Source organism: Mesorhizobium sp. M0870 (genome assembly GCF_040319775.1).
Lineage (GTDB): Bacteria > Pseudomonadota > Alphaproteobacteria > Rhizobiales > Rhizobiaceae > Mesorhizobium.
The window spans coordinates 179,688-200,367 of record NZ_JAMYOI010000009.1 but is presented as its reverse complement, the minus strand read 5'-3'; the positions used below and the strand labels follow the sequence as shown (position 1 = coordinate 200,367).

Below are 20,680 nucleotides of genomic sequence, written 5' to 3'. Positions count from 1 at the left end.
CTCCCGATTTGACACTTCAAGCTCCAAACAAACAAAAAGCCCGGCCCGGCGAGGTCACAGCGGTGCTCCGCCGCATCCTCGCTGAAAACGGCAACGAGTATCGCTGGACCTATGTCGTCGCCGTCTCTTGCCTGCTGATCGTTTCCGGCACCACTGCCTTCACGGCGTGGATCATGGCCCCGATGATCAACCAGATCTTCTACGAACGACGCGGCGATATGCTCTGGTTGATCTGCGCCGGTTTCATGGGAGCCTCCCTGCTGCGCGGCTTCGCCGGTTACGGCCAAGCAGTCGCGTTGGCCAGTATCGGCAACAATCTGGTCGCGCGCTACCAGAAGCGCAGCTTCGACCATCTGATGAAGCTCGGCGTCAACTTCTTCAACGATACGCGTTCCGGTCGGCTGGCGGCACAGGTCAGCGAGAATGTCGGCGGCGTTCGCGATCTGCTGTCGCTGACACTGACCTCCATCAGCCGCGACGCGGTCACGCTGGTCGCTCTCGTCGGCGTGATGATCTATCAGGATCCGGTGTTGTCGCTCAGCTCGCTGCTGATCGGCCCTCCACTGATCTGGGCCGTCGTCTATATCACCCGCCGACTGCGGCGTATCAACCGGGAATCCGTCCTGATCAATTCGCGGCTGAACGGGTCCGTGCAGGAAGCCACGCAAGGCATCGCCATCGTCAAGGCCTTCACCTTGGAGGCCGAGCTGGCGCGCCGCATCGGCATCATGGCGGACACGGCCGAGCAGCGTAACAACAAGATCGCCCGCGTCTCGGAGCGGCTGTCGCCGATTTCCGAGATTCTGGGCGGTCTCGCCATCACCTCCGTGCTTGCCTATTCCGGCTACCGGGCGCTGTATCTTGGGCAGCCGCCGGGCGCGGTTTTCTCCTTCATCACCGCACTGATCATGGCTTACGATCCGGCAAGACGCCTGGCGCGCACACAGGTGGGCATGGAACGTGCCCTGGTCAACGCGCGCATGATCTACGAGTTGCTCGACCTGGAGCCGAAACAGGGCGACGCACCCGATGCCGTCGAGGCGAGGATCACCACCGGCGAGGTGCGTTTCGACAATGTGACGTTCGGCTACAGCGCCGACATGCCGGTGCTTAGGGACCTGAGCTTTACCGCCGCGGCCGGCAAGGTGACGGCGATCGTCGGTGCGTCGGGCGCCGGCAAATCGACGCTGGTGGCGCTCTTGCAGCGCTTCTACGACGTCGACCGGGGCAGCATCGAGGTCGATGGCCAGGACATCTCGAAGGTAACCAAGCATTCGCTGCGGCAGTCGATCGCCTATGTGGCGCAGGCGCCATATCTGTTCGAGGGCACGATCCGCGACAACATCCGCTACGGCCGTCTGTCGGCCACGGACGCCGAGATCGAGCAGGCGGCGAAACAGGCGGCAGCCGACGAGTTCATCCGCCAGCAGCCGCAAGGTTACGACACGCCGGTCGGCGAAGGCGGCTCGACCCTTTCCGGCGGCCAGCGCCAGCGCGTCTCGATCGCCCGCGCGATCGTGCGCCAGGCACCGATCCTGCTGCTCGACGAGGCGACATCGGCGCTCGACAACGAGGCGGAGGCGCGCGTCCAGGAAGCGCTGACCCAAGTCATGCAAGGCCGCACGACCATCGTCATAGCGCATAGGCTATCGACGGTGGTCAATGCCGACCACATCATCGTGCTGGAAGAGGGCCGGTTGGTCGAGGAAGGCACCCATGCGACGCTGATGGCCGACCCGGACAGCATCTATTCCCGCTTCCACCGCATCCAGGGCAAGAAGGGGCTGGGGCTTGTCGACGACAGCAAGCCGATCCAAACTCCGGTCCGGGCCACGCGTGCGAAGAAGACTGCTGTGAGGAGCACATGAGCGAAGCAAGCGATATGGGCCTTGTGGTGGTGGGCGCTGCCGGCCGCATGGGCCAGACGCTGATCCGCGCCATCCACTCTATATCAGGCGCTCGAGTTATCGGCGCGGTCGAGCGGGCGGATTCGCCGCATCTGGGTAAGGATGCCGGCGAACTGGCGGGCATCGGCATCATCAATGTGCCGATCGGTGACGACCCGCTGCCGGTCTTCGCCAAGGCAGACGGCGTGCTCGACTTCACCACGCCTGCTTCGACAGTCGAATTCGCCGGCTACGCGGCGCAGGCACGCATCGTCCATGTCATCGGCACGACGGGCTGTTCAGCCGACGATAACGCGAAAATAACGGCGGCGGCGCGCCACGCGACGATCGTCAAATCGGGCAATATGAGTCTCGGCGTCAATCTTCTGGCGGTGCTGGTCGAAAAGGCGGCGCGCGCGCTCGACGCCGACGATTTCGACATCGAGATCCTCGAAATGCACCATAAGCACAAGGTCGACGCGCCATCGGGCACAGCGCTGCTGCTGGGTGAAGCCGCCGCCGCCGGTCGCGGCGTAGCACTTTCCGGCAATGACGTGCGGGTCCGCGACGGCCACACCGGCGTGCGCAAGACGGGCTCGATCGGCTTTGCCACGCTGCGCGGCGGCTCGGTGGTCGGCGACCACAGCGTGATGCTGGCAGGCACCGGCGAGCGCATCACGCTTGCCCACCATGCCGAGGACCGCGCCATCTTCGCCCGCGGCGCCGTCAAGGCGGCGCTTTGGGCGCGCGGCAAGAAGCCGGGGCTGTATTCGATGCGGGACGTGCTCGGCCTCAGCTGAGCGGCCAATCTGCCAACTTGCCCAACCTGAAGGGAGCAAACATGTCGAGAACCCTCGTGCTCGTGCGCCACGGCCAGAGCGAATGGAATTTGAAAAACCTGTTCACCGGCTGGCGCGACGTCGACCTGACCGAGCAGGGCCACGCCGAGGCCAAGGCCGCCGGGCAAAAACTCAAGGCGCGCGGCCTGAAATTCGACATCGCCTTCACCTCGGCGCTGATCCGGGCGCAAAAGACCTGTCAGCACATCCTCGACGCGGTCGGCCAGAGCGACCTGAAGACCGTTCGGGACCAGGCGCTGAACGAGCGCGACTATGGCGATCTCTCCGGCCTCAACAAGGACGATGCCCGCAAGAAATGGGGCGAGGAGCAGGTGCATGTCTGGCGCCGCTCCTACGACGTGCCGCCGCCCGCCGGCGAAAGCCTGAAGGACACCGGCGCCCGGGTCTGGCCCTATTACCTGCACGATCTGCAGCCGCATGTGCTGCGCGGCGGCACCGTGCTGGTCGCCGCGCACGGCAACTCGCTGCGCGCGCTGATCATGGCGCTCGACGGCAAGTCGGGCGAGGAGATCGTCAAGCTGGAACTCGGCACCGGCGTGCCGGTCATCTACCAGCTCAACGCCGATTCCACCGTGGCTTCCAAGGAAGTGCTGGAGGGCTGACGGTCCCTGAGCCGGCAAGCGGCAACAGCTTTGAAAAAAGCGCGTTGACACACATCGCTTGCCCGCTTACATGAGCCCGCACCAGCCCAGATGGCGGAATTGGTAGACGCGCACGGTTCAGGTCCGTGTTCCGCAAGGAGTGGAGGTTCGAGTCCTCTTCTGGGCACCATTTTTTCCCGACTACCAACGGGATCAGGAAGATAAGCCTTTTGCATTCGCCCACAAATAGGGTGGCCTGTGTTCCAGGATGCGGATACGAGAGCTACGGCAGAAGCGTGATGCCGGAAAGGGCTAACGCCGCCTCCTCAGAAGGCCGGACTATAGCTTCTAGAACCGCGTCGCCATCATTATAAGCTTCGAAGATCATATCCTTCTCACCCGCATGAACAACCGCGCACCGCACATAGTATATGAGCGCAGCACCGGCCTTCCAGCGAGGAGACTTAAATTTATGCCCACGACCTTCAAGTTTCTTGAATAGGGCGTCTGCGAAGTCATTTCTACCTCTAAGTCTGGCAACCTCGTCATAGATAGCCTCGAAATAGATCGATTCCCTTTCGGCCAGCCCTGCAAGTTGGACAACTTCTGACCGCAAGCTCTCAAGCGCTTGTTCTAGCGAGCTACTGGGTTCAAGAAAAAATCTCTGGTCGATCCGCTCTTTTACCTCAGACAGAAACTTCGCTTCCATTATCCTGTAAATCTCAAGGAATCGAAACTTGAGTGGCGAGGCGGCCATCGATACCTGCAGGCATCGTAACACCTGCTTAGTGATCAATTTATCATCTTCCGAGACCAAGTCCGCTCTCGTGTGAGTCTTCCAGAGCGCGCTCGTCCCGCATACAGGCTCTTTCGCGATCATGGCGATGTCGCAGAACGGAGCGAGTTCTTTCGTGTCTCCGATAACCACAAGGGAATCTCCTTGGATTATCGCGTCCCATTGTGGCTGTGTCGCAATGTGGGCAGACCGCACGAGAGCGACTTCGATCGCTGTTGGAAATGGCCCATTGGCCCCAGCGGGCAATGCGTAAACTTCCCCCAACAAAATACCCATTCTTGATATCTGCCAAAAGAAGCAATCGCTTACTGATCTCGGGCGGATCTCCAGCCCTGCTGGGAACTGCCCTCCATTCATGATGGTTATGGCCTCTTGAGCAGCCTCCGGTCCAAGGTTGAGATGCCCTAATACAATTCCTCTCGACGGATCAATCTCGGCAGCAGATGTGATTCCAAGTCGCTCCCCGATTGGCATGAACGGCGACCTAGATCATGCTAGCGGACTGGGTCCAACACGCCTCCATAGAGCTTGTCCCGGACTGAGAGATGTATTCTCGCACTGCCCTGAAAACAAACTCACGCGTTGCCTCGCCCACATTACTTTTTCTGGTATCAATGCTTCTCCGGAGAACGTCAAACGTCCCAATTCCTATAGGATTATGACCATTTTCTCTCGCTTCATGCAGCAGTCGCTCCATTGATGGCGCTAGTCGGTCTCTGAGTTGGTCGTTCTTGTGAATGAAGCCAACAGCCGCCGCAAACCCAAGGACCACAGTATCGTTACCGAAGAACCTATTGTTCTCTTCTCCGCAAACGGCGTCGAGTTCAATGATCCATCGGATAAATTGCCTGAAGCTGTCGCGATGAATTGCATTGCGTTCGCTTTGTAGATCAACGCCCAAGGAATCTAGCGCCTCATCGACCATCAGGGTCTCAACAACAAAATTGCTTGCATCGACATTCGGGCTCTTTTGGAGCCAGGCCTGGAATGCCTGCGCCAATGTTGAGAGATGAAACTGGCCGGGTCGAACTCGCCTCTTGTGATCCTTGCGCGTAATTATTTCGATGCCGGGCAGGTCCTTCAAGTCCTCAGCCAATCCCCTGGAAAGGATATCGATCTGATGCTTCATCGACATGGGCTTCTGCCCCGCATTTAGCAAAAGCATTCGGTACGCCAAAGAGTAGAAAGGGATACCTATCCAGATCTCAAGCCGAAGTGACCGTTGTAAAAAGGCGATCTTGGCCTCGCCCTCCAATTCTTCAAGCGTATGTCTAAGGGCGTTCGTCCTTTGCAATCCATCCACAATGTCGATATCCGCAGGGGTGGCTGCAGCTATGGAGTCTTGAAGTGCCTTCAAGTCTTCAGTTGATGCCCTTATAAAGCCCTCACGCGCGTCATAGGTTTCCGTAGGCGTAGTTGTCACACCACGGGCGGCGAGAACGATCGTCGGAAGTATGCAGCCCAACTTCAGGTCTGCACGCAACGTTCGATACGGCTTGGTACCCTTGATGATATCGCGCTGGATCACAAGATTTTCTTCTGACCCGGCCGTTTTTGTTAGGTACCACTCATAATCAGCCCGTGCGCTCACCATGAAGCACTTAATTCGCTGGTCATAGTCCAAGCTAAGAACGTCAAACTGCATGTTTTCTGCCTTATTGATGCGAGCGTCATCCTCTTACGCTGCATATACAGCAAGCTTAGGGGGACTGCACTAGTCGCACGACGTTAGCGAAGTTTCGCAGCGAAACCCCGCTAAATCTATCCCGACCGCCAATTTTTCCATTCAGCCGCAAATCGAAACCTTCGGGACTGGCCGTAAGCCAGCCGGACTGACGAAGCCGCATCCATCAGCCAAACCTCCCCTCCTGGTCAGGCCCCTAACAAACCACTTCAAACCCGGCTATCCCCACGTTACGGTTCAAACCATGTCTCAACCCACCAACCCGATCTTCGGCGCCCGTCGTGATCAGACCTTCCCGACGCTGGCACAAGTCGACATCGACCGCATGCGCCGGTTCGGCGAGGCCAGCGCCTATGCGGCCGGCGAGAACATCGTCACGGCGGGCGATGTGGCGCCCGGTCTGATCGTCGTGCTGTCGGGCAGCGTGGATATCACCCAGGACGGGGGGCTCGGCCGGCACGAGACGGTCGTCACCCACGGTCCAGGCAGCTTTGTCGGCGAACTGGCGCAGCTTTCGGCCCGTCCCTCGCTGGTCAATGCGCAGGCCGCCGAACCGGTGGAGGCGTTCGTCATCGCCTCGCAGCGGCTGCGTGACCTGATGGTGCAGGAGGCCAATCTCGGCGAGCGCATCATGCGGGCGCTGATCCTGCGCCGCGTCGGGCTTTTGGAGAGCGCCACCAGCGGGCCGATCATCATCGGGCCCCAGGACAATGCCGACGTGTTGCGGCTGCAGGGTTTCCTCGCCCGCAGCGGCCAACCGCACCGCGTGCTCGATTCAGACAGCGATCCCTGCGCCAAAACCCTGGTAGAACGCTTCGAGGTCGATCCGCACCACCTGCCGATCGTGCTCTGTCCAAACGGCAGGCTGCTGATGAACCCCGGCGAAAAGGACCTCGCCCGCTGCATCGGCCTGCTGCGGCCGATCGATGCCGATGCGGTGTATGACGTGGCCATCGTCGGCGCCGGCCCGGCAGGGCTGGCGGCGGCGGTCTATGCGGCATCCGAAGGGCTGTCGACGATCGTGCTCGATTGCCGTACCTTCGGCGGACAGGCTGGCGCCTCCTCGCGCATCGAGAATTATCTCGGTTTCCCCACGGGCATTTCGGGCATGGCGCTGATGGCGCGCGCCTACAACCAGGCGCAGAAATTCGGCGTCGAAATGGTCATCCCGGATGAGGCGAAGCTGCTGAGTGCCGCCACCGACGCGTCAGGCGCCCGCTATCTGCTCGATGTCGGTGATGGCGAGACCGTGCGCACGCGCAGCGTGGTGATCGCCAGCGGCGCGCGCTATCGCCGCCTCGACATCGCCAATCTGGCGCGGTTCGAGGGGACGTCCGTGCATTATTGGGCGTCGCCCATCGAAGGTCGGCTTTGCGCGGACCAGGAAGTGGCGCTTGTCGGCGCCGGCAATTCGGCCGGACAGGCGGCCGTCTATCTGGCCAGCCATGCGCGGAAGGTGGCACTGCTGGCGCGCGGCGGCAGCCTCGATGCCAGCATGTCGCGCTATCTGGTCGAGCGCATCCGGGCGCAGCCGAACATCGAGGTGCTGACCGGGACCGAAATCGAGGCTCTGGAGGGCGAAGAGGGCAATCTTGCCACAGTGCGCTGGCGCAACCGCGCCAGCGGCGCGAAAACGACGCGCTCGATCCGCCATCTTTTCCTGTTCATCGGCGCTGACCCGAACACCGACTGGCTGGCGAACTGCGATGTGGCGCTGGACGCCAGGGGTTTCGTGCGCACCGGATCGGACATAGGATCGACGCAGATGGAGACCAGCCGCAGCGGCGTGTTCGCCATAGGCGACGTCCGCGCCGGCTCGGTCAAACGGGTCGCGGCGGCTGTCGGCGAAGGCGCCCAGGTGGTCGCGGCATTGCATGCATATCTCGCTCGCGGCAACGCCGACACACCTCGAATGGCAGGAGAGCATGATGGATGAATGCAGACATACGCGCGACATCAGGAAGGTGACGCCGAGCGCCCTCGGCTGCGAGGAATGCCTGAAGAGCGGGTCGCAATGGGTGCATCTGCGGCTCTGCCGCACCTGCGGCCATGTCGGCTGCTGCGACGACTCGCCCAACCGCCACGCCACCAAGCATTTCCACGCCACCCAGCATCCGATCATCGAGGGCTACGATCCGCCCGAAGGCTGGGCATGGTGCTATGTCGACGAGGTTTTTATCGAGCTTGGCGACGATGTGACCCCGCAGAACGGTCCGATCCCGCGCTTTGTTTGAGCGGCGCCGCATGGCGACGGAATCCCGAGAAAAGCGCGATCCGTCCGGGCTTCTTTGGCGGCGGTTTCCCTGCTGAACGGCTTGGCAGTCAGTCGGCGAAATACAGATATCCCAGCCACCCGGCCAGCACGATGGAGGCAGTCCAGATACAAACAATGATCACCGCCGCGTAGCGGCTCACCGGCCTGTCGGCGGCCAGCGCGGCGGTCTTTCTGTGTTCCGCCATCACCTCGGGCGGTATCATTCTGACCACGGCAAGGACGCCCAAAGGGACAAGGATGACGTCGTCGAGATAGCCGATCACCGGAATGAAATCGGGGATCAGGTCGATTGGCGACAAGGCATAGCCTGCAACACACACGGCAAGCGCCTTGGCGTACCAGGGCGTTCGGGGATCGCGAGCGGCGAGGTAGAGCGCATGCACATCGCGCTTGATCGTTCGGGCCCACTCATTCAGTGCCATTGGATGATTTTAGCGCCAAATGAAAACCGCCGACAGCGCACGCCAGGCGCCCGCCTCCGGGAGCGTCTCGAAGAACCGATGACCGCTGGTCTACCGCACGGAGCCGGTGACGGTCGGGTCGATCATGCTGGGAACGGACTTGCGTTCGTTTCCGGCAAGCGCCGCTATGATCAGCAGGCTGGCAACCACCGGGACAAACAGGATGGCGACGCGAGCTTGCACGTAAAAGATGGCGCGCCATTCATTGCGCTTGTCGGGGCTGTTGCTCATCATACTCACTTTGTCGGTCCCCCACGCGGTGACATAGCCGCGAACGGTTAAACAACTCCTTCCGACTTCGTTAACCCAGCGGAATTGAGGCGAAATTCCCAAGCGATGCCCCAGATGGCGATGCCAGCTTCAGTTCAGCCCGATAAGCTTGGCGCCCTGCCGGAACAGCGCCACGGCATCCGGCTCGAAGCGGAAGGTGCCGATGAAATCGTCGGCGCAATAGTCCGGCCTTGTCTTGCGAATGGCGGCGGCGAAGCCGCGCGCCTCGTCGAGCCGTCCGGCCAGCGCCAGGCAGTGTGCGGCGATCGCCAGTATGATGGCGTGGGCGTTGGGCCGCGCCGCCGCCTTCAGCGCCCATTCGGCCGCTTCCTCGAACTGGCCGAGCCGGACATGCGCCATGGCGCGTGCGCCCAGCATGCCGAACAGCAGCGGGTCGAACGGGCTGAGATGGCGCGAATGATCGGAAGAGCCTATCGCCGCTCGCGGGTCGCCCGACTGCGAATGCACGAAGGACAGCGCGTAGTGGCCGAGCGCGAAGTTGGGGCTGAGATCGACAGCCCGTTCCAGTTCGAGCAGCGAACCGTCCTGCTCGCCGCGCAGCCACAGCGCCCGGCCCATTGCCCAATGCGCGGCCGGATTGTGGTCGTCGACCAGCAGGCTGTGTCCGGCGCTCTCGAAGGCCAGCGCGCTTTCGCGGTCGCGGTCGCCCCAGCGCTGGAAGGCGTTCTGCCAGTGGGTGAAGGACAGGCCGGCATAGGCGCGCGCAAAGGTCGGGTCGAGCTGCAAGGCCTGGGCAAAGAAATGCCGCGCCTGCTCGTTTTCGGCCTGGGTGAAGCGGTACATGTGCCAGAGGCCGCGATGATAGGCCTCCCAGGCGTTGAGCGAGCATGGCGCCTTCAGCATGGCGCGGTTGCGCTCGACCGTTTCGATCTCGGCCGAGATCGAGGAGACGATGCTGTTGCCGATGTCGTCAAGCACGGAAAAGATGTCATCGGGCCTGCGCTCGAAGGTCTCGGCCCAGACGATCCTGGCGCTGCGCACCTCGATCAGTTCGACGCTGACGATGAGGCGGCCGGACGGGCTGCGCACCGTGCCGGTGGCGACATAGTCGACATTCAGCCGGCGGCCGGCATCCTCGGGCGCGATGTTCTGCTCTGCCAGCGCAAACACCGATCCGCGCGCGATGACGAAGAAGTCCCTGAGCTTGGCCAGGCGGGTGATGATGTCGTGGGTGAAACCGTCGGCCAATCCGCCGCGTGCGCCGCCGACCTCCTCGACAAACGGCATCACCGCCAGCGAAGCATGGCTGGGCTCGACCGGGCCGGGTGCGGTCGGCGTGGCCACCAATGGCGATAGTGTGGACAGGCAGGCCGTCCGAAGCGAGATGCCCGACTGTCGGTCACGGATCGCCCGCCAGGCCGCGCGAAGCGGTGCGAAATCCAGTTCTTCCGATTTGAACAACTGTTCTGCCGCCGCCAGATGCTCTTCAGCCGCGCCGATCTCGCCGCGTCCGGCCAGACCTGCCAAAAGTGCCGCATGTGCACGCCGGTCGAACGGCGCCAGTTCCACCCATGTGTCGAGATGGGCGATTGCCTCGTCGCTGTCTGCCGCCAGGCTGCCGACGAGTTGCTCCAGCACGGCGACGTGGCACGAGTGGAAGCGGCGGCGCTGCGCGGTCAGCCAGCTGTTGAAATGCGGGCTGCGCTCGAGCTCCAGCCCGTCGAGGAAATCGCCGGCAAACAGTTTGGCCAGCGTCCGCAAGCGGTCGACATCAAGGCTGCCGAGCCCTTGCGTGGCGGCGCGGCTCACCTCCAGCGCATCGACCAGGCAATCGCTCAGATCGAGTGCGACCGTGTCCCCCTGTGTCGCAACCCGGTGTCGGCCCACCGCGTCGAGCGCGCTCCGCAGCTTGCTCAGGCACCAGCGCAGTTCGCCCCTTGGGTCGTTCGGCACATCCCACAACAACTCGCACAGGCGACTGCGGCCGACCGGATGCGGCGCCAGCGCCAGATAGGCGAGCAGCGCGCGCAGCTTGCGTGACGCGGGGAGGGCTACCGGAGCGCCGTCGTGGGAGATCATCAGCGGCCCGAGCAGGCGCACCGACAGGTCCGGCATGTCGCCGTCCAGCCTCGATCGGTTGGATTCCACGTGCGTTTCCACGCCTGCTCCCACGCTGGCCTGTCGGCCTCTCCTGTATCACCAAACACGATACGGCGCATCCGGCAGCGGATTTCAGCGCCGAATACAGCCATTGCCGCTGTGCGGCATGTCAGTCCTAGCGCGGCAAGGTCACCAAACCTCGCCGCCCAACCCGCTGGCTTGTAACCGGCCCGTGAAGACAAAACACGATGACAATCAGGGAGACCAAGATGTTGCAGCAGCAGAAGATCAGAACCACGGCCGGGCGCGGCCGCCTGTTCGACAGCATTCTCGACACCGTCGGCGACACGCCGGTGGTTCGCATCAACAATCTCGGACCGTCCCACGCGACGATCTACGTCAAAGCCGAGTATTTCAATCCCGGCGCCTCGGTGAAGGACCGGCTGGCGCTCAACATCATCGAGGAGGGCGAGCGCAGCGGTGCGCTGAAGCCGGGCCAGACGGTGGTCGAGGCGACCAGCGGCAACACCGGCATCGGCCTCGCCATGGTCTGCGCGCAAAAGGGCTATCCGCTGGTCGTCACCATGGCCGACAGTTTTTCGGTCGAGCGCCGCAAGCTGATGCGCATGCTGGGCGCCAAGGTGGTGCTGACGCCGCGCGCCGAAAAAGGTTTCGGCATGTACAAGAAGGCGGTGGAACTGGCCGAGGCCAATGGCTGGTTCCTTGCCCGCCAGTTTGAAACAGCGGCCAACGCCGCCATCCACGAGGCAACGACGGCGCGCGAGATCGTCAATGATTTCGCCGGCTCGCGGCTCGATTGCTTCGTCACCGGCTATGGCACCGGCGGCACGGTGGTCGGCGTGGCGCGCGTGCTGCGCCGCGAGCGTCCGGAAACCCGCATCGTGCTCTCCGAGCCGGCCAACGCGCAGCTCATCGGCAGCGGCAAGGTGCAGCAGCGCGGCGCCGATGGTGCCCCGGCCGCCAGCCATCCAGCCTTCGAGCCGCACCCGATCCAGGGCTGGACGCCGGATTTCATCCCCAACGTACTGCAGGAGGCGATCGACACCAGCCTCTATGACGAGGTGATGCCGATCGCCGGACCCGAGGGCATCAAATGGGCCAGAGAATTGGCGCGGAAAGAGGGCATCTTCACCGGCATTTCCGGCGGCGCGACCTTCGCCGTGGCACGGCAGGTCGCGGAGAAGGCGCCGGCTGGCGCGGTGATCCTGTGCATGCTGCCCGACACCGGCGAGCGCTACATGTCGACACCGCTGTTCGACGGCATCGAGGCCGAGATGGATGCCGACGAGACCGCCCTGTCGCGCTCGACGCCCGGCTGTCAGTTTCCCGCGGCTTGACGGGAGATCCGTCATGGACGCCGTGCAAGAAAACCTCGGCCTGGTGGCCGAGGAAACGCTCGATCCCCTGGACTGGGCCGATGTGCAGGCCCTGTCGCACCGGGTCATCGACGATGCGGTCGATTATCTCCGCGATGTGCGCGACCGCCCGGTCTGGCGGGAGATGCCGGCCGATGTGAGAAAGGCCTTCTCGGCGCCGCTGCCGCGCTCCCCGGCGCCGCTGGATGCTGTCTATGCCGAGGTGTCCCGCACGGTGATGTCCTATCCGATGGGCAATATCCATCCGCGCTTCTGGTCCTGGTATATGGGGTCGAGCAACTTCACCGGCGCGCTCGGCGATTTCCTGGCGGCTATCCAGGGCTCGAACCTCGGCGGCGGCAACCACGCCGCCGGGCTGATGGACAGCCAGGTGGTGAACTGGTGCAAGGAGATGCTGGGCTTTCCAGCTTCTGCCGGCGGTACCTTGGTCAGCGGCGGCTCGATGGCCAACATCATAGGGCTGACCGTGGCGCGCAATGTCAAGGCCGGCATCGACGTGCGTGAGCACGGTGTCGCCGCCATCGAAAAGCCGCTGCGCTTCTACGGCTCGGAGCAGATCCACTCGTGCCACCGCAAGGCGATGGAGGCACTCGGCCTCGGCAACCGGGCACTGCGCCGCATCCCGACCGATGCCGGGCTGCGCATCGATATCAATGCCTTGCGTGCGGCGATCACCGAGGACCGCGCCGCAGGGTTCAAGCCGGCCTGCGTCATCGGTACGGCCGGCACGGTCAACACCGGGGCGATCGACGATTTGCAGGCGCTTGCGAAGCTGGCACATGAGGAAGACCTCTGGTTCCATGTCGACGGCTGCATCGGCGCGCTGATCGCCATTGCACCTGAAAATGCCCATCGCGTCGCCGGCATCGAACGGGCGGATTCGGTCGCGCTCGATCCCCACAAATGGCTGCACGCGCCGTTCGAAGTCGGCTGCGCCCTGGTCAGGGATGCCGCCGCGCATCGCGGGGCCTTCGCTGTGACGCCGGAATATCTGGAATCGACGCCGCGCGGCCTCGCTTCCGGCGAATGGTTGCACGATTACGGCCTGCAGACGTCGCGCGGTTTTCGCGCGCTGAAGGTGTGGATGGCGCTGAAGCAGCATGGCGTCGAAAAATTCGGCCGCCTGATCGACCAGAACATTGCCCAGGCCGTTTATCTTGCCGGCTTGATCGAGGCCGCGCCGCGGTTGCAGCTGGCGGCATCGCCGACCGTCAACATCGTCTGCTTCCGCTATCAGCCCGGTCTGACAGGCGAGGCTCTGAAGGCGCTCAACATGGAGATCATGCTGCGGTTGCAGGAACAGGGTATTGCGGCACTGTCCGACACTACGGTGCATGGCGAGCATTGGCTGCGGGTGGCGATCACCAACCACCGTACACGGCGTGAGGATCTCGATCTTCTGGTGCGGGAAACAGTGCGACTGGGGCGCGAGATCGCAACGCAGGGTTCCGCGCCTTCCTAGTTACGGGCAGGCATGCGATTCTGCCGCGATGATTCGGGAGATCCAGGCCGTGACGCTGTTTCGTATGGTTGCACTGGCAGCGCTGGTCTTCACCGCCTCGGCGCAGGCCGCCGACATGGCCTTCTTCGTCAAGAACCTGCGCAAGGAATCTGTCGCGGTCGAGCTGTTCAGCCGCGACCGTGAGACGGTCTGGCCGGGCAATGACAAGGTGTTCCTGGTCGAACCCGAGTCGCAGAAATCCGTGCCGCTGTCCTGCAATCAGGGCGAACATATCTGCTATGGCGCCTGGGTTGACGGCAATGACAGCCTCTCGGCCGGCGTCGGGCCGGACAATGACCAGCCCTGCGACACTTGCTGCTTCATCTGCGTGGAACACTCGACCGAGACGATCGATCTGGTGCCGTAGAGCGCGGAAGTTTCGTTGGACCCAAATTAAGTCGGGGATCGGCCCGTCCGGTCCACTTCCGCGATTCAGCGCTGCATGCAATGGTCGCCCCGCGGCCGGGTGGGCCGCTTATTCGGGGGTTATCATGTTTCATGCCTATGCGCGCCGCATGCTGGCCGCGCTGTCCTTCGTCATGCTGGTTGCGTCGGCGGCGCATGCCGACGATGTCACCTTCGCCATCAAGAACAGCCATCCCAATGCCATGCGCGTCGAGCTCTACAGCCAGGATCGCGACTATGTCTGGCCGGGCGAGGACAAGGACTATTTCCTCGACGACGGCGAGACCAAGCAGCTGCCGATATCCTGCAACGCGGGCGAATCGATCTGCTACGGCGCCTGGGTCGATGGCGACGAGGGCACCTATTGGGGCGTCGGTCCAGGCAATACGGAAAAATGCGAGGATTGCTGCTACACCTGCAACGGCGGCGAGACCGAGGAGATCGAACTGGTCCCCTGACCGGTTTGCCAGCTTGACGGTCTTCGGACCGGAAGCCATAGCCTGTGCAAATACCCAGCGCGCGACGCCTCGACCTGTTCAGACGCGACGCGCTTCAGGCAAAAGGAGCTCAGCTATGGCCGGCATGGTCGAAAGCGACAAGATCGACATCGGGTTTTCCGGCAAGCGTTGCATCCATTCGCGCAACTGCGTGCTCGGCGATCCGCACGTCTTCGTGCCCAACGCGCCGGGCCAATGGATCCATCCCGAGGCGGCCAGCGTCGAGAAGATCGTTGCCATCGCCGAAAGCTGCCCCTCGGGCGCCATCACCTATGTCCGGAAGGATGGCGGGCCGCAGGAGCAATCGCCGGTGGTCAACACGGTGCGGCTGCGGGAAAACGGCCCGCTGGCGGTACACGCCGAGATCGTGCTCGACGGCGAGACTTCTTATCGTGCCACGCTTTGCCGCTGCGGCGCTTCGGAAAACAAGCCGTTTTGCGACGGCAGCCACAACAAGTCCGGTTTTGCCGCCACCGGCGAGCCGCCGCTGAAGGACACGCCGGCGCTCGAAGCGAGGAATGGTCCGCTGAAAGTGACGCCGACCACCAATGGCCCGCTCAAGCTCGAGGGCAATCTCGAGATCGTCACCGGAACCGGCCATACGGTCGACCGTACCCAACGCGCCTTCCTCTGCCGCTGCGGCCATTCCGCCAACAAGCCGTTCTGCGATGGTACGCACAAGAAGGTGGGGTTTGTGGGGTAGCTGTTTTGGCCGGCGGGACAGCACCCCCTCTGTCCTGCCGGACATCTCCCCCGCAAGGGGGGAGATTGGCAGTTTCCGCCGGCGGCGCCCTTTTCGGCATTGAAGATGGCGAAAGCGGGGATGACATCCGATCTCCCCCCTTGCGGGGGAGATGCCTGGCAGGGCAGAGGGGGGTGCTGTCCCGCCGACCTCGCTTGTTCACCACCACCAACCTACCTACCGTGGCCCAGCGCTCGCGGCTTTATCGTCCGTTCCGTATCGGCTAAGGGCAGGGACAAATAAATTGCCACCCGGACCGCCGCCAAAAAGATGACAGCCAAGACCAAGCCAAAGCCGCTGTTCCTCGGGATCGACACCGGCGGCACCTATACCGACGCCGTGTTGTGGTCTGAGACGGAAGGCCCGCAAGAGGGGCCGAACAAAGGCAAGGTGCTGGCCAAGGCCAAGGCGCTGACCACCAGGCATGATCTTGCCGTGGGTATTTCCGGCGCCGTCGACGCGGTGCTGCAGAAAGCGGGAACCGATCCGGCTGATATCAAGCTGGTGTCGATGTCGACGACGCTTGCCACCAACGCGCTTGTCGAGGGCCAGGGCGGCCGCGTCGCGCTGGTGATGATCGGCTTTTCCGAGGGCGACCTCGCCCGCGACGGGCTGAAGGCCGCGCTCGGCACCGATCCGGTGGTTTTTTGTCCGGGCGGCCACGATGTGCACGGCAATGCCGCCAAGCTCGATCTGTCTGGACTGGAGGCGGCGTTGCCGGAACTCGGCGCCTCGGTGTCCGGCTTTGCCGTCTGCGCCTATTTTGCCACCCGCAATCCGGCGCATGAGATCGCCGCCCGCGAGTTGATCCGCGAAAAGACAGGCCTGCCGGTCACATCGAGCCACGAGCTGTCGGCCAAGCTCGGCGGCCCGCGCCGGGCACTCACCACTCTGCTCAACGCCAGGCTGATCTCAATGATCGACCGGCTGGTGGCGGCAACCGAAGGCTTTCTCCAGGCGCGCAACATTGCAGCCCCGCTGATGGTGGTGCGCGGCGACGGTGCGCTGGTTTCGGCAGCGTTTGCCCGCCAGCGGCCGATCGAGACCATCCTGTCCGGCCCGGCCGCCAGCCTGGTCGGCGCCCGCCACATGACCGGGCTCGACAATGCCATGGTGTCCGATATCGGCGGCACCACCACCGACGTCGCCGTGCTCGATGGCGGCCGTCCCAGGCTCGACCCGGAAGGCGCCACCGTCGGCGGCTTCCGCACCATGGTCGAGGCCGTCGCCATGCGCACCTTCGGCCTCGGCGGCGATTCCGAAGTGGCGCTGGAAGATGGCGCGCTCAACCCGAAGATCCTGCTCGGGCCGCGCCGCCTGGTGCCGTTGGCGCTGGCCGGCATGGCGCACGGTACAGCTGTCACCTCCGAACTCGAACGCCAGCTGCGGGCGCCCAATCCCGGCCGCATGGACGGCCGCTTCGCGGTGCGCACCGGCGTGCCGGACCGGCTCGCCGCCGGCCTGACCGGCGCCGAAGCCAGGCTCTACGAGCTGATCGGTGCCGTGCCGCTCGCCGTCGACAGGCTTTTGAGTTCCAACGCGCAGAACGCGACGCTGAACCGGCTGGTGTCGCGCGGGCTGGTGCATGTCGCCGGCTTCACCCCGTCGGACGCCGCCCATGTGCTGGGCAAGCAGGCGAACTGGGATCCCATCGCCGCGCGCCTCGGCGCCGAACTGTTCGCCCGCAAGCGTGACGGCCGTGGCCAGAACATCGCCGCTTCGCCGGAAGCGATTTCGGAACGGGTGCTGGTGACGCTGACGCGCTGGTCGGCCGAATATATCCTCGAGACCGCCTTTGCCGAGGATGGGCTCGATGGCGCGTCGACGGTGGCGCACGCCCTGGTGCAGCGCGCGGTCGACGCGCATCCCGGCATCGCCCGCCTGAGCGTTGCGCTCGACCGCCCGGTCATCGGCCTCGGCGCCTCGGCGCCGCTGCACTATGCCGGGCTGCCGCCGCTGATCGGCAATGACTGCGTGGTGCCCAGGGATACCGATGTCGCCAACGCGCTCGGCGCCGTCGTCGGCCAGGTCAGGGTATCGGCCGAGGCGCGGGTCAGCCAGCCCATGGAAGGGCTGTTTCGTCTCGCCTCGGGCGAGACCGTGCGCGATTTCCTCGACGAGGCGACGGCGATCGCGGCGGCCGAGGCCGATGTCCGCGCCATCGTCGCGGAGCGCGCCAGGGATGCCGGCACCGACAGCGCCGAGATCGACGTCGCCACCGAATTCCGGGTCTCGACCGTCGAAGCCCAGCGCATGTTCATCGAGGCGCATGTCGTGGCCGTGGCCTCGGGAAGGCCGCGCATTGCGGTTTGAGCGGGGCGGCGAAATACGCCACCTTCACCCTAAGCTGAATTGACCCGGCAAACCTGACATGCCAAAGGCCCGCAAAGCCTTTCATCTGGAGTAGCCTGATGACCGACCGCATCGAGATCGCCGGATTGCGGATTGCCCGCGAGCTGCATGAGTTCGTGGCCAGGGAAGCGCTGCCGGGCACGGAGATCGAAGCGGACGCCTTCTGGAACGGTTTTTCGGCCATCATCCATGATTTGGCGCCGAAGAACCGGGCGCTGCTGGCAGCGCGTGACGCCATCCAGGAACAGGTAGATGGCTGGTATCGCGATCACGGCGCGCCGGTCGACATGGAGGCCTACAAGGGCTTCCTGAAAGAGATCGGCTATATCGTTCTGGAGGGCCCGCCCTTCAGCGTGTCGACCGACAATGTCGACCCCGAAATCGCTGATGTTGCCGGACCGCAGCTGGTCGTGCCGGTGATGAATGCGCGCTATGCGCTCAACGCCGCCAATGCGCGCTGGGGTTCGCTCTACGATGCGCTCTACGGCACCGATGCCATCCCCGAAACGGATGGCGCCGAAAAGGGCAAAGCCTTCAATCCGGCGCGCGGCGCCAAGGTCGTTGCCTGGACGAAGACCTTCCTCGACGAGGCTGCCCCGCTCACCTCGGGCAAATGGGCCGGGGTCAACGGTCTGTCATTGGCGCAAGGCGCCCTGCGGCTAAGCGCCGGCGCCGGCTCGACGACGCTGGCCGACCCCAGGCAATTCGTCGGCTATCGTGGCGATGCCGCCAATCCCGATACCGTGCTGCTTGTGCGCAACGGCCTGCACATCGAGATCGTGATCGACCGCAACAACCAGATCGGCCGCACCGATCCGGCTGGCATCGCCGATGTCATCCTGGAATCGGCGCTGACCACCATCCAAGACTGCGAGGATTCGGTCGCGGCGGTGGATGCGCCAGACAAGGTCGTCGTCTACCGCAACTGGCTCGGCCTGATGAAGGGCGATCTGACGGAAGAGATCACCAAGGGCGGCAAGAGTTTTGTCCGCAAGCTCAATCCTGACCGCTCCTACACCGCGCCCGCCGGCGGCACGCTGACCGTGCCCGGCCGCTCGCTGATGCTGGTCAGGAATGTCGGCCACCTCATGACCAACCCGGCGATACTGGATCGCGACGGCAACGAGGTTCCGGAAGGCATCATGGATGCGGCGATGACGGCGCTGATCGCGCTGCACGATGTAGGGCCGAACGGCCGCCGCGCCAATTCCCGCGCCGGCTCGATGTATGTCGTGAAGCCCAAGATGCATGGGCCGGAGGAGGTCGCTTTCGCCGTCGAGATATTCGACCGCGTCGAGGCCCTGCTCGGTATGGCCAGGAATACCATCAAGATGGGCATCATGGACGAGGAGCGGCGCACCACCGTCAACCTCAAGGAGGCGATCCGCGCCGCAAAAGAGCGCGTCGTGTTCATCAACACCGGCTTCCTCGACCGCACCGGCGACGAGATACACACCTCGATGGAAGCCGGCCCGATGATCCGCAAGGGCGACATGAAGCAGGCCGCCTGGATTTCCGCTTACGAGGCGTGGAATGTCGACACCGGGCTGGAATGCGGCTTGGCCGGCCACGCCCAGATCGGTAAGGGCATGTGGGCGATGCCGGATTTGATGGCGGCGATGCTGGCCGAGAAGATCGCCCACCCCAAGGCCGGTGCCAACACCGCCTGGGTGCCGTCGCCGACGGCGGCGACGCTGCATGCCACGCACTATCACAAGGTCGATGTCCACGCCGTGCAGGCGGCGCTGAAGAACCGGCCGAAGGCCAGGCTCGACGACATCCTGTCGGTGCCCGTTGCGGTGCGGCCGAACTGGTCGCCCGAAGACATCCAGAAGGAACTCGACAACAACGCGCAGGGCATTCTTGGCTATGTCGTGCGCTGGATCGACCAGGGCGTCGGGTGCTCGAAAGTGCCTGACATCAACGATGTCGGCCTGATGGAAGACCGCGCCACGCTGCGTATTTCCTCACAGCACATCGCCAATTGGCTGCACCACGGCGTGTGCAGCGAGGACCAGGTGATGGCGACGATGAAGCGCATGGCTGACATCGTCGACCGCCAGAACGCGGGCGACCCACTCTACCAGCCCATGGCCGCCGATTTCACCAAGTCGATCGCCTTCCAGGCCGCTTGTGACCTGGTCTTCAAGGGCCGCGTCCAGCCCAACGGCTACACCGAGCCGGTGCTGCACGCGCGGCGGCTGGAACTGAAGGCGCAGCAAGCCTGAGGCAACGGATCGGTTTTGTCGTATTTCGCTCGACGGTGGTGAAATCGCCAGCGGCGTTGAAGGCGCGTCCGCGACTGGTGCGGCGGATGCTATTTGCTTCCGGCCACAGACAAGGCGTCAGGAAGCCGTATGGTCCAGGAGCCGGATGGTGGGATCGCGACGGTGTTCGGAGTTGACCCGATCGACGCCTTCCACCGTAATCGCGATCGTCCCGTTTTCCACTCTTGCTATCCAGCCCTTCGCTTTCAAATACCAGAGATGAAATTCGAGATGCTCTCGCGGACAGCCTGACAAGCGTTCGAGCTCCACATCTCCGATCCCGGGATTGCTGACGTCGTGCCGGCGCTTCGCGTAAAGCAGCGACAGCAGCCTGGCCTGGATCACGACATCCCGCTCGATGCCTTTGGTGCTGCTGGCTTCCTCGGCCAGCTCGTGGCGAAGGCCGGCATGGTCTCTGTACGCGATGTCGTATTGTGCGCGTTTGACCGGATCCTTGAGCGTATTGTGGGCTTCCACGATTTCACTGAAACGGGCTTCATCGCCGGTTTCGCGATTGTCTGGATGATAGCGCATCGCAAAATAGCGAAATATGCGCTCCAACGTTTCCGAATTGGCGTTCGGGCTAACTTCCAAAACTTCGTAGTAGTCAATGAACATAGCGGGCTCCCCGACCACACCATATTC

Annotated in this window: 18 protein-coding genes and 1 tRNA gene; 13 read left to right on the top strand and 6 right to left on the bottom strand. The window is 63.5% G+C overall.

All coding sequences use genetic code 11. The features are described 5' to 3' along the window. Window positions 1–8 precede the first annotated feature (8 nt). The 4 genes from NKH97_RS13820 (at window position 9) to NKH97_RS13805 (ending at window position 3,517) form a co-directional block, all read left to right on the top strand. Window positions 9–1,868, top strand: a complete 1,860-nt coding sequence (locus tag NKH97_RS13820) for an ABC transporter ATP-binding protein (RefSeq protein ID WP_352442639.1) — start codon at window positions 9–11, stop codon at window positions 1,866–1,868. Further along, complete coding sequence (dapB, locus tag NKH97_RS13815; RefSeq protein ID WP_352797338.1) at window positions 1,865–2,686, top strand: 4-hydroxy-tetrahydrodipicolinate reductase; 822 nt, start codon at window positions 1,865–1,867, stop codon at window positions 2,684–2,686. Before NKH97_RS13820 ends, dapB begins: the two co-directional genes overlap by 4 nt. Before the next feature lie 41 nt (window positions 2,687–2,727). Beyond that, the gene (locus tag NKH97_RS13810) at window positions 2,728–3,348 is read left to right on the top strand and encodes a 2,3-bisphosphoglycerate-dependent phosphoglycerate mutase (RefSeq protein ID WP_352797335.1); all 621 of its coding nucleotides are present in this window, start codon (window positions 2,728–2,730) and stop codon (window positions 3,346–3,348) included. An 84-nt stretch (window positions 3,349–3,432) separates the two neighbouring features. Then, window positions 3,433–3,517, top strand: a tRNA-Leu gene (locus tag NKH97_RS13805). Between the two features lie 93 nt (window positions 3,518–3,610). Here the strand turns inward: NKH97_RS13805 and NKH97_RS13800 are convergent. Together NKH97_RS13800 and NKH97_RS13795 are read right to left on the bottom strand one after the other, a co-directional pair. Further along, window positions 3,611–4,597 carry a hypothetical protein gene (locus NKH97_RS13800; RefSeq protein ID WP_352797333.1) on the bottom strand — a complete coding sequence of 329 codons (987 nt, stop codon included), beginning with the start codon at window positions 4,595–4,597 and terminating at the stop codon, window positions 3,611–3,613. A gap of 10 nt (window positions 4,598–4,607) precedes the next feature. Next, on the bottom strand, window positions 4,608–5,768 hold the full coding sequence (locus NKH97_RS13795) for a hypothetical protein (RefSeq protein ID WP_352797330.1): 1,161 nt from the start codon (window positions 5,766–5,768) through the stop codon (window positions 4,608–4,610). 283 nt (window positions 5,769–6,051) lie between these two features. Between NKH97_RS13795 and NKH97_RS13790 the strand changes: the two genes are divergently transcribed. Together NKH97_RS13790 and NKH97_RS13785 are read left to right on the top strand one after the other, a co-directional pair. Next, window positions 6,052–7,743: an FAD-dependent oxidoreductase gene (locus NKH97_RS13790; RefSeq protein ID WP_352797327.1), complete on the top strand. Its 1,692-nt coding sequence runs from the start codon at window positions 6,052–6,054 to the stop codon at window positions 7,741–7,743. Beyond that, entirely contained in the window at window positions 7,733–8,041 is a 309-nt protein-coding gene (locus NKH97_RS13785) for a UBP-type zinc finger domain-containing protein (protein WP_164893051.1), read from the top strand. Before NKH97_RS13790 ends, NKH97_RS13785 begins: the two co-directional genes overlap by 11 nt. A gap of 88 nt (window positions 8,042–8,129) precedes the next feature. Here the strand turns inward: NKH97_RS13785 and NKH97_RS13780 are convergent, their stop codons facing one another. The 3 genes from NKH97_RS13780 to NKH97_RS13770 all read right to left on the bottom strand — a co-directional run bounded on the left by NKH97_RS13780 (window position 8,130) and on the right by NKH97_RS13770 (window position 10,889). Beyond that, entirely contained in the window at window positions 8,130–8,504 is a 375-nt protein-coding gene (locus NKH97_RS13780) for a YkvA family protein (protein WP_352752032.1), read from the bottom strand. Between the two features lie 90 nt (window positions 8,505–8,594). Then, window positions 8,595–8,777: a hypothetical protein gene (locus NKH97_RS13775; RefSeq protein ID WP_013528612.1), complete on the bottom strand. Its 183-nt coding sequence runs from the start codon at window positions 8,775–8,777 to the stop codon at window positions 8,595–8,597. A gap of 126 nt (window positions 8,778–8,903) precedes the next feature. Next, window positions 8,904–10,889 (bottom strand): BTAD domain-containing putative transcriptional regulator, encoded by a 1,986-nt coding sequence (locus NKH97_RS13770; RefSeq protein WP_352797396.1) that lies wholly within the window; start codon window positions 10,887–10,889, stop codon window positions 8,904–8,906. 254 nt (window positions 10,890–11,143) lie between these two features. On the opposite strand from NKH97_RS13770, the gene cysK reads away from it, so the two are divergent. From cysK to NKH97_RS13735, 7 genes are all read left to right on the top strand, one after another. Beyond that, complete coding sequence (gene cysK, locus NKH97_RS13765; protein ID WP_127297007.1) at window positions 11,144–12,232, top strand: cysteine synthase A; 1,089 nt, start codon at window positions 11,144–11,146, stop codon at window positions 12,230–12,232. 13 nt (window positions 12,233–12,245) lie between these two features. Then, the gene (locus tag NKH97_RS13760) at window positions 12,246–13,733 is read left to right on the top strand and encodes a pyridoxal phosphate-dependent decarboxylase family protein (protein WP_352797322.1); all 1,488 of its coding nucleotides are present in this window, start codon (window positions 12,246–12,248) and stop codon (window positions 13,731–13,733) included. A gap of 49 nt (window positions 13,734–13,782) precedes the next feature. Beyond that, window positions 13,783–14,139 carry a hypothetical protein gene (locus tag NKH97_RS13755; protein WP_352797319.1) on the top strand — a complete coding sequence of 119 codons (357 nt, stop codon included), beginning with the start codon at window positions 13,783–13,785 and terminating at the stop codon, window positions 14,137–14,139. Between the two features lie 124 nt (window positions 14,140–14,263). Further along, the gene (locus NKH97_RS13750; protein ID WP_352797316.1) at window positions 14,264–14,635 is read left to right on the top strand and encodes an RES family NAD+ phosphorylase; all 372 of its coding nucleotides are present in this window, start codon (window positions 14,264–14,266) and stop codon (window positions 14,633–14,635) included. A 115-nt stretch (window positions 14,636–14,750) separates the two neighbouring features. Then, window positions 14,751–15,377, top strand: a complete 627-nt coding sequence (locus tag NKH97_RS13745) for a CDGSH iron-sulfur domain-containing protein (protein WP_352797313.1) — start codon at window positions 14,751–14,753, stop codon at window positions 15,375–15,377. Window positions 15,378–15,686: 309 nt separating this feature from the next. Next, entirely contained in the window at window positions 15,687–17,729 is a 2,043-nt protein-coding gene (locus NKH97_RS13740; protein ID WP_352793429.1) for a hydantoinase/oxoprolinase N-terminal domain-containing protein, read from the top strand. Between the two features lie 98 nt (window positions 17,730–17,827). Further along, window positions 17,828–19,996 (top strand): malate synthase G, encoded by a 2,169-nt coding sequence (locus tag NKH97_RS13735; RefSeq protein WP_352797310.1) that lies wholly within the window; start codon window positions 17,828–17,830, stop codon window positions 19,994–19,996. A 117-nt stretch (window positions 19,997–20,113) separates the two neighbouring features. On the opposite strand, the gene NKH97_RS13730 is transcribed toward NKH97_RS13735, so the two are convergent. Then, window positions 20,114–20,653, bottom strand: a complete 540-nt coding sequence (locus NKH97_RS13730) for a J domain-containing protein (protein WP_352797307.1) — start codon at window positions 20,651–20,653, stop codon at window positions 20,114–20,116. Window positions 20,654–20,680 lie beyond the last annotated feature (27 nt).

Coding starts and splice junctions, on each gene's coding strand:
- NKH97_RS13790 (WP_352797327.1), top strand. CDS start 6,052: ATGTCTCAACCCACCAACCCGATCTTCGGCGCCCGTCGTGATCAGACC.
- NKH97_RS13730 (WP_352797307.1), bottom strand. CDS start 20,653: ATGTTCATTGACTACTACGAAGTTTTGGAAGTTAGCCCGAACGCCAAT.
- NKH97_RS13810 (WP_352797335.1), top strand. CDS start 2,728: ATGTCGAGAACCCTCGTGCTCGTGCGCCACGGCCAGAGCGAATGGAAT.
- NKH97_RS13745 (WP_352797313.1), top strand. CDS start 14,751: ATGGCCGGCATGGTCGAAAGCGACAAGATCGACATCGGGTTTTCCGGC.
- NKH97_RS13800 (WP_352797333.1), bottom strand. CDS start 4,597: ATGCCAATCGGGGAGCGACTTGGAATCACATCTGCTGCCGAGATTGAT.
- NKH97_RS13750 (WP_352797316.1), top strand. CDS start 14,264: ATGTTTCATGCCTATGCGCGCCGCATGCTGGCCGCGCTGTCCTTCGTC.
- NKH97_RS13795 (WP_352797330.1), bottom strand. CDS start 5,768: ATGCAGTTTGACGTTCTTAGCTTGGACTATGACCAGCGAATTAAGTGC.
- NKH97_RS13740 (WP_352793429.1), top strand. CDS start 15,687: ATGACAGCCAAGACCAAGCCAAAGCCGCTGTTCCTCGGGATCGACACC.
- cysK (WP_127297007.1), top strand. CDS start 11,144: ATGTTGCAGCAGCAGAAGATCAGAACCACGGCCGGGCGCGGCCGCCTG.
- NKH97_RS13780 (WP_352752032.1), bottom strand. CDS start 8,504: ATGGCACTGAATGAGTGGGCCCGAACGATCAAGCGCGATGTGCATGCG.
- NKH97_RS13735 (WP_352797310.1), top strand. CDS start 17,828: ATGACCGACCGCATCGAGATCGCCGGATTGCGGATTGCCCGCGAGCTG.
- dapB (WP_352797338.1), top strand. CDS start 1,865: ATGAGCGAAGCAAGCGATATGGGCCTTGTGGTGGTGGGCGCTGCCGGC.
- NKH97_RS13760 (WP_352797322.1), top strand. CDS start 12,246: ATGGACGCCGTGCAAGAAAACCTCGGCCTGGTGGCCGAGGAAACGCTC.
- NKH97_RS13785 (WP_164893051.1), top strand. CDS start 7,733: ATGATGGATGAATGCAGACATACGCGCGACATCAGGAAGGTGACGCCG.
- NKH97_RS13770 (WP_352797396.1), bottom strand. CDS start 10,889: ATGCCGGACCTGTCGGTGCGCCTGCTCGGGCCGCTGATGATCTCCCAC.
- NKH97_RS13775 (WP_013528612.1), bottom strand. CDS start 8,777: ATGATGAGCAACAGCCCCGACAAGCGCAATGAATGGCGCGCCATCTTT.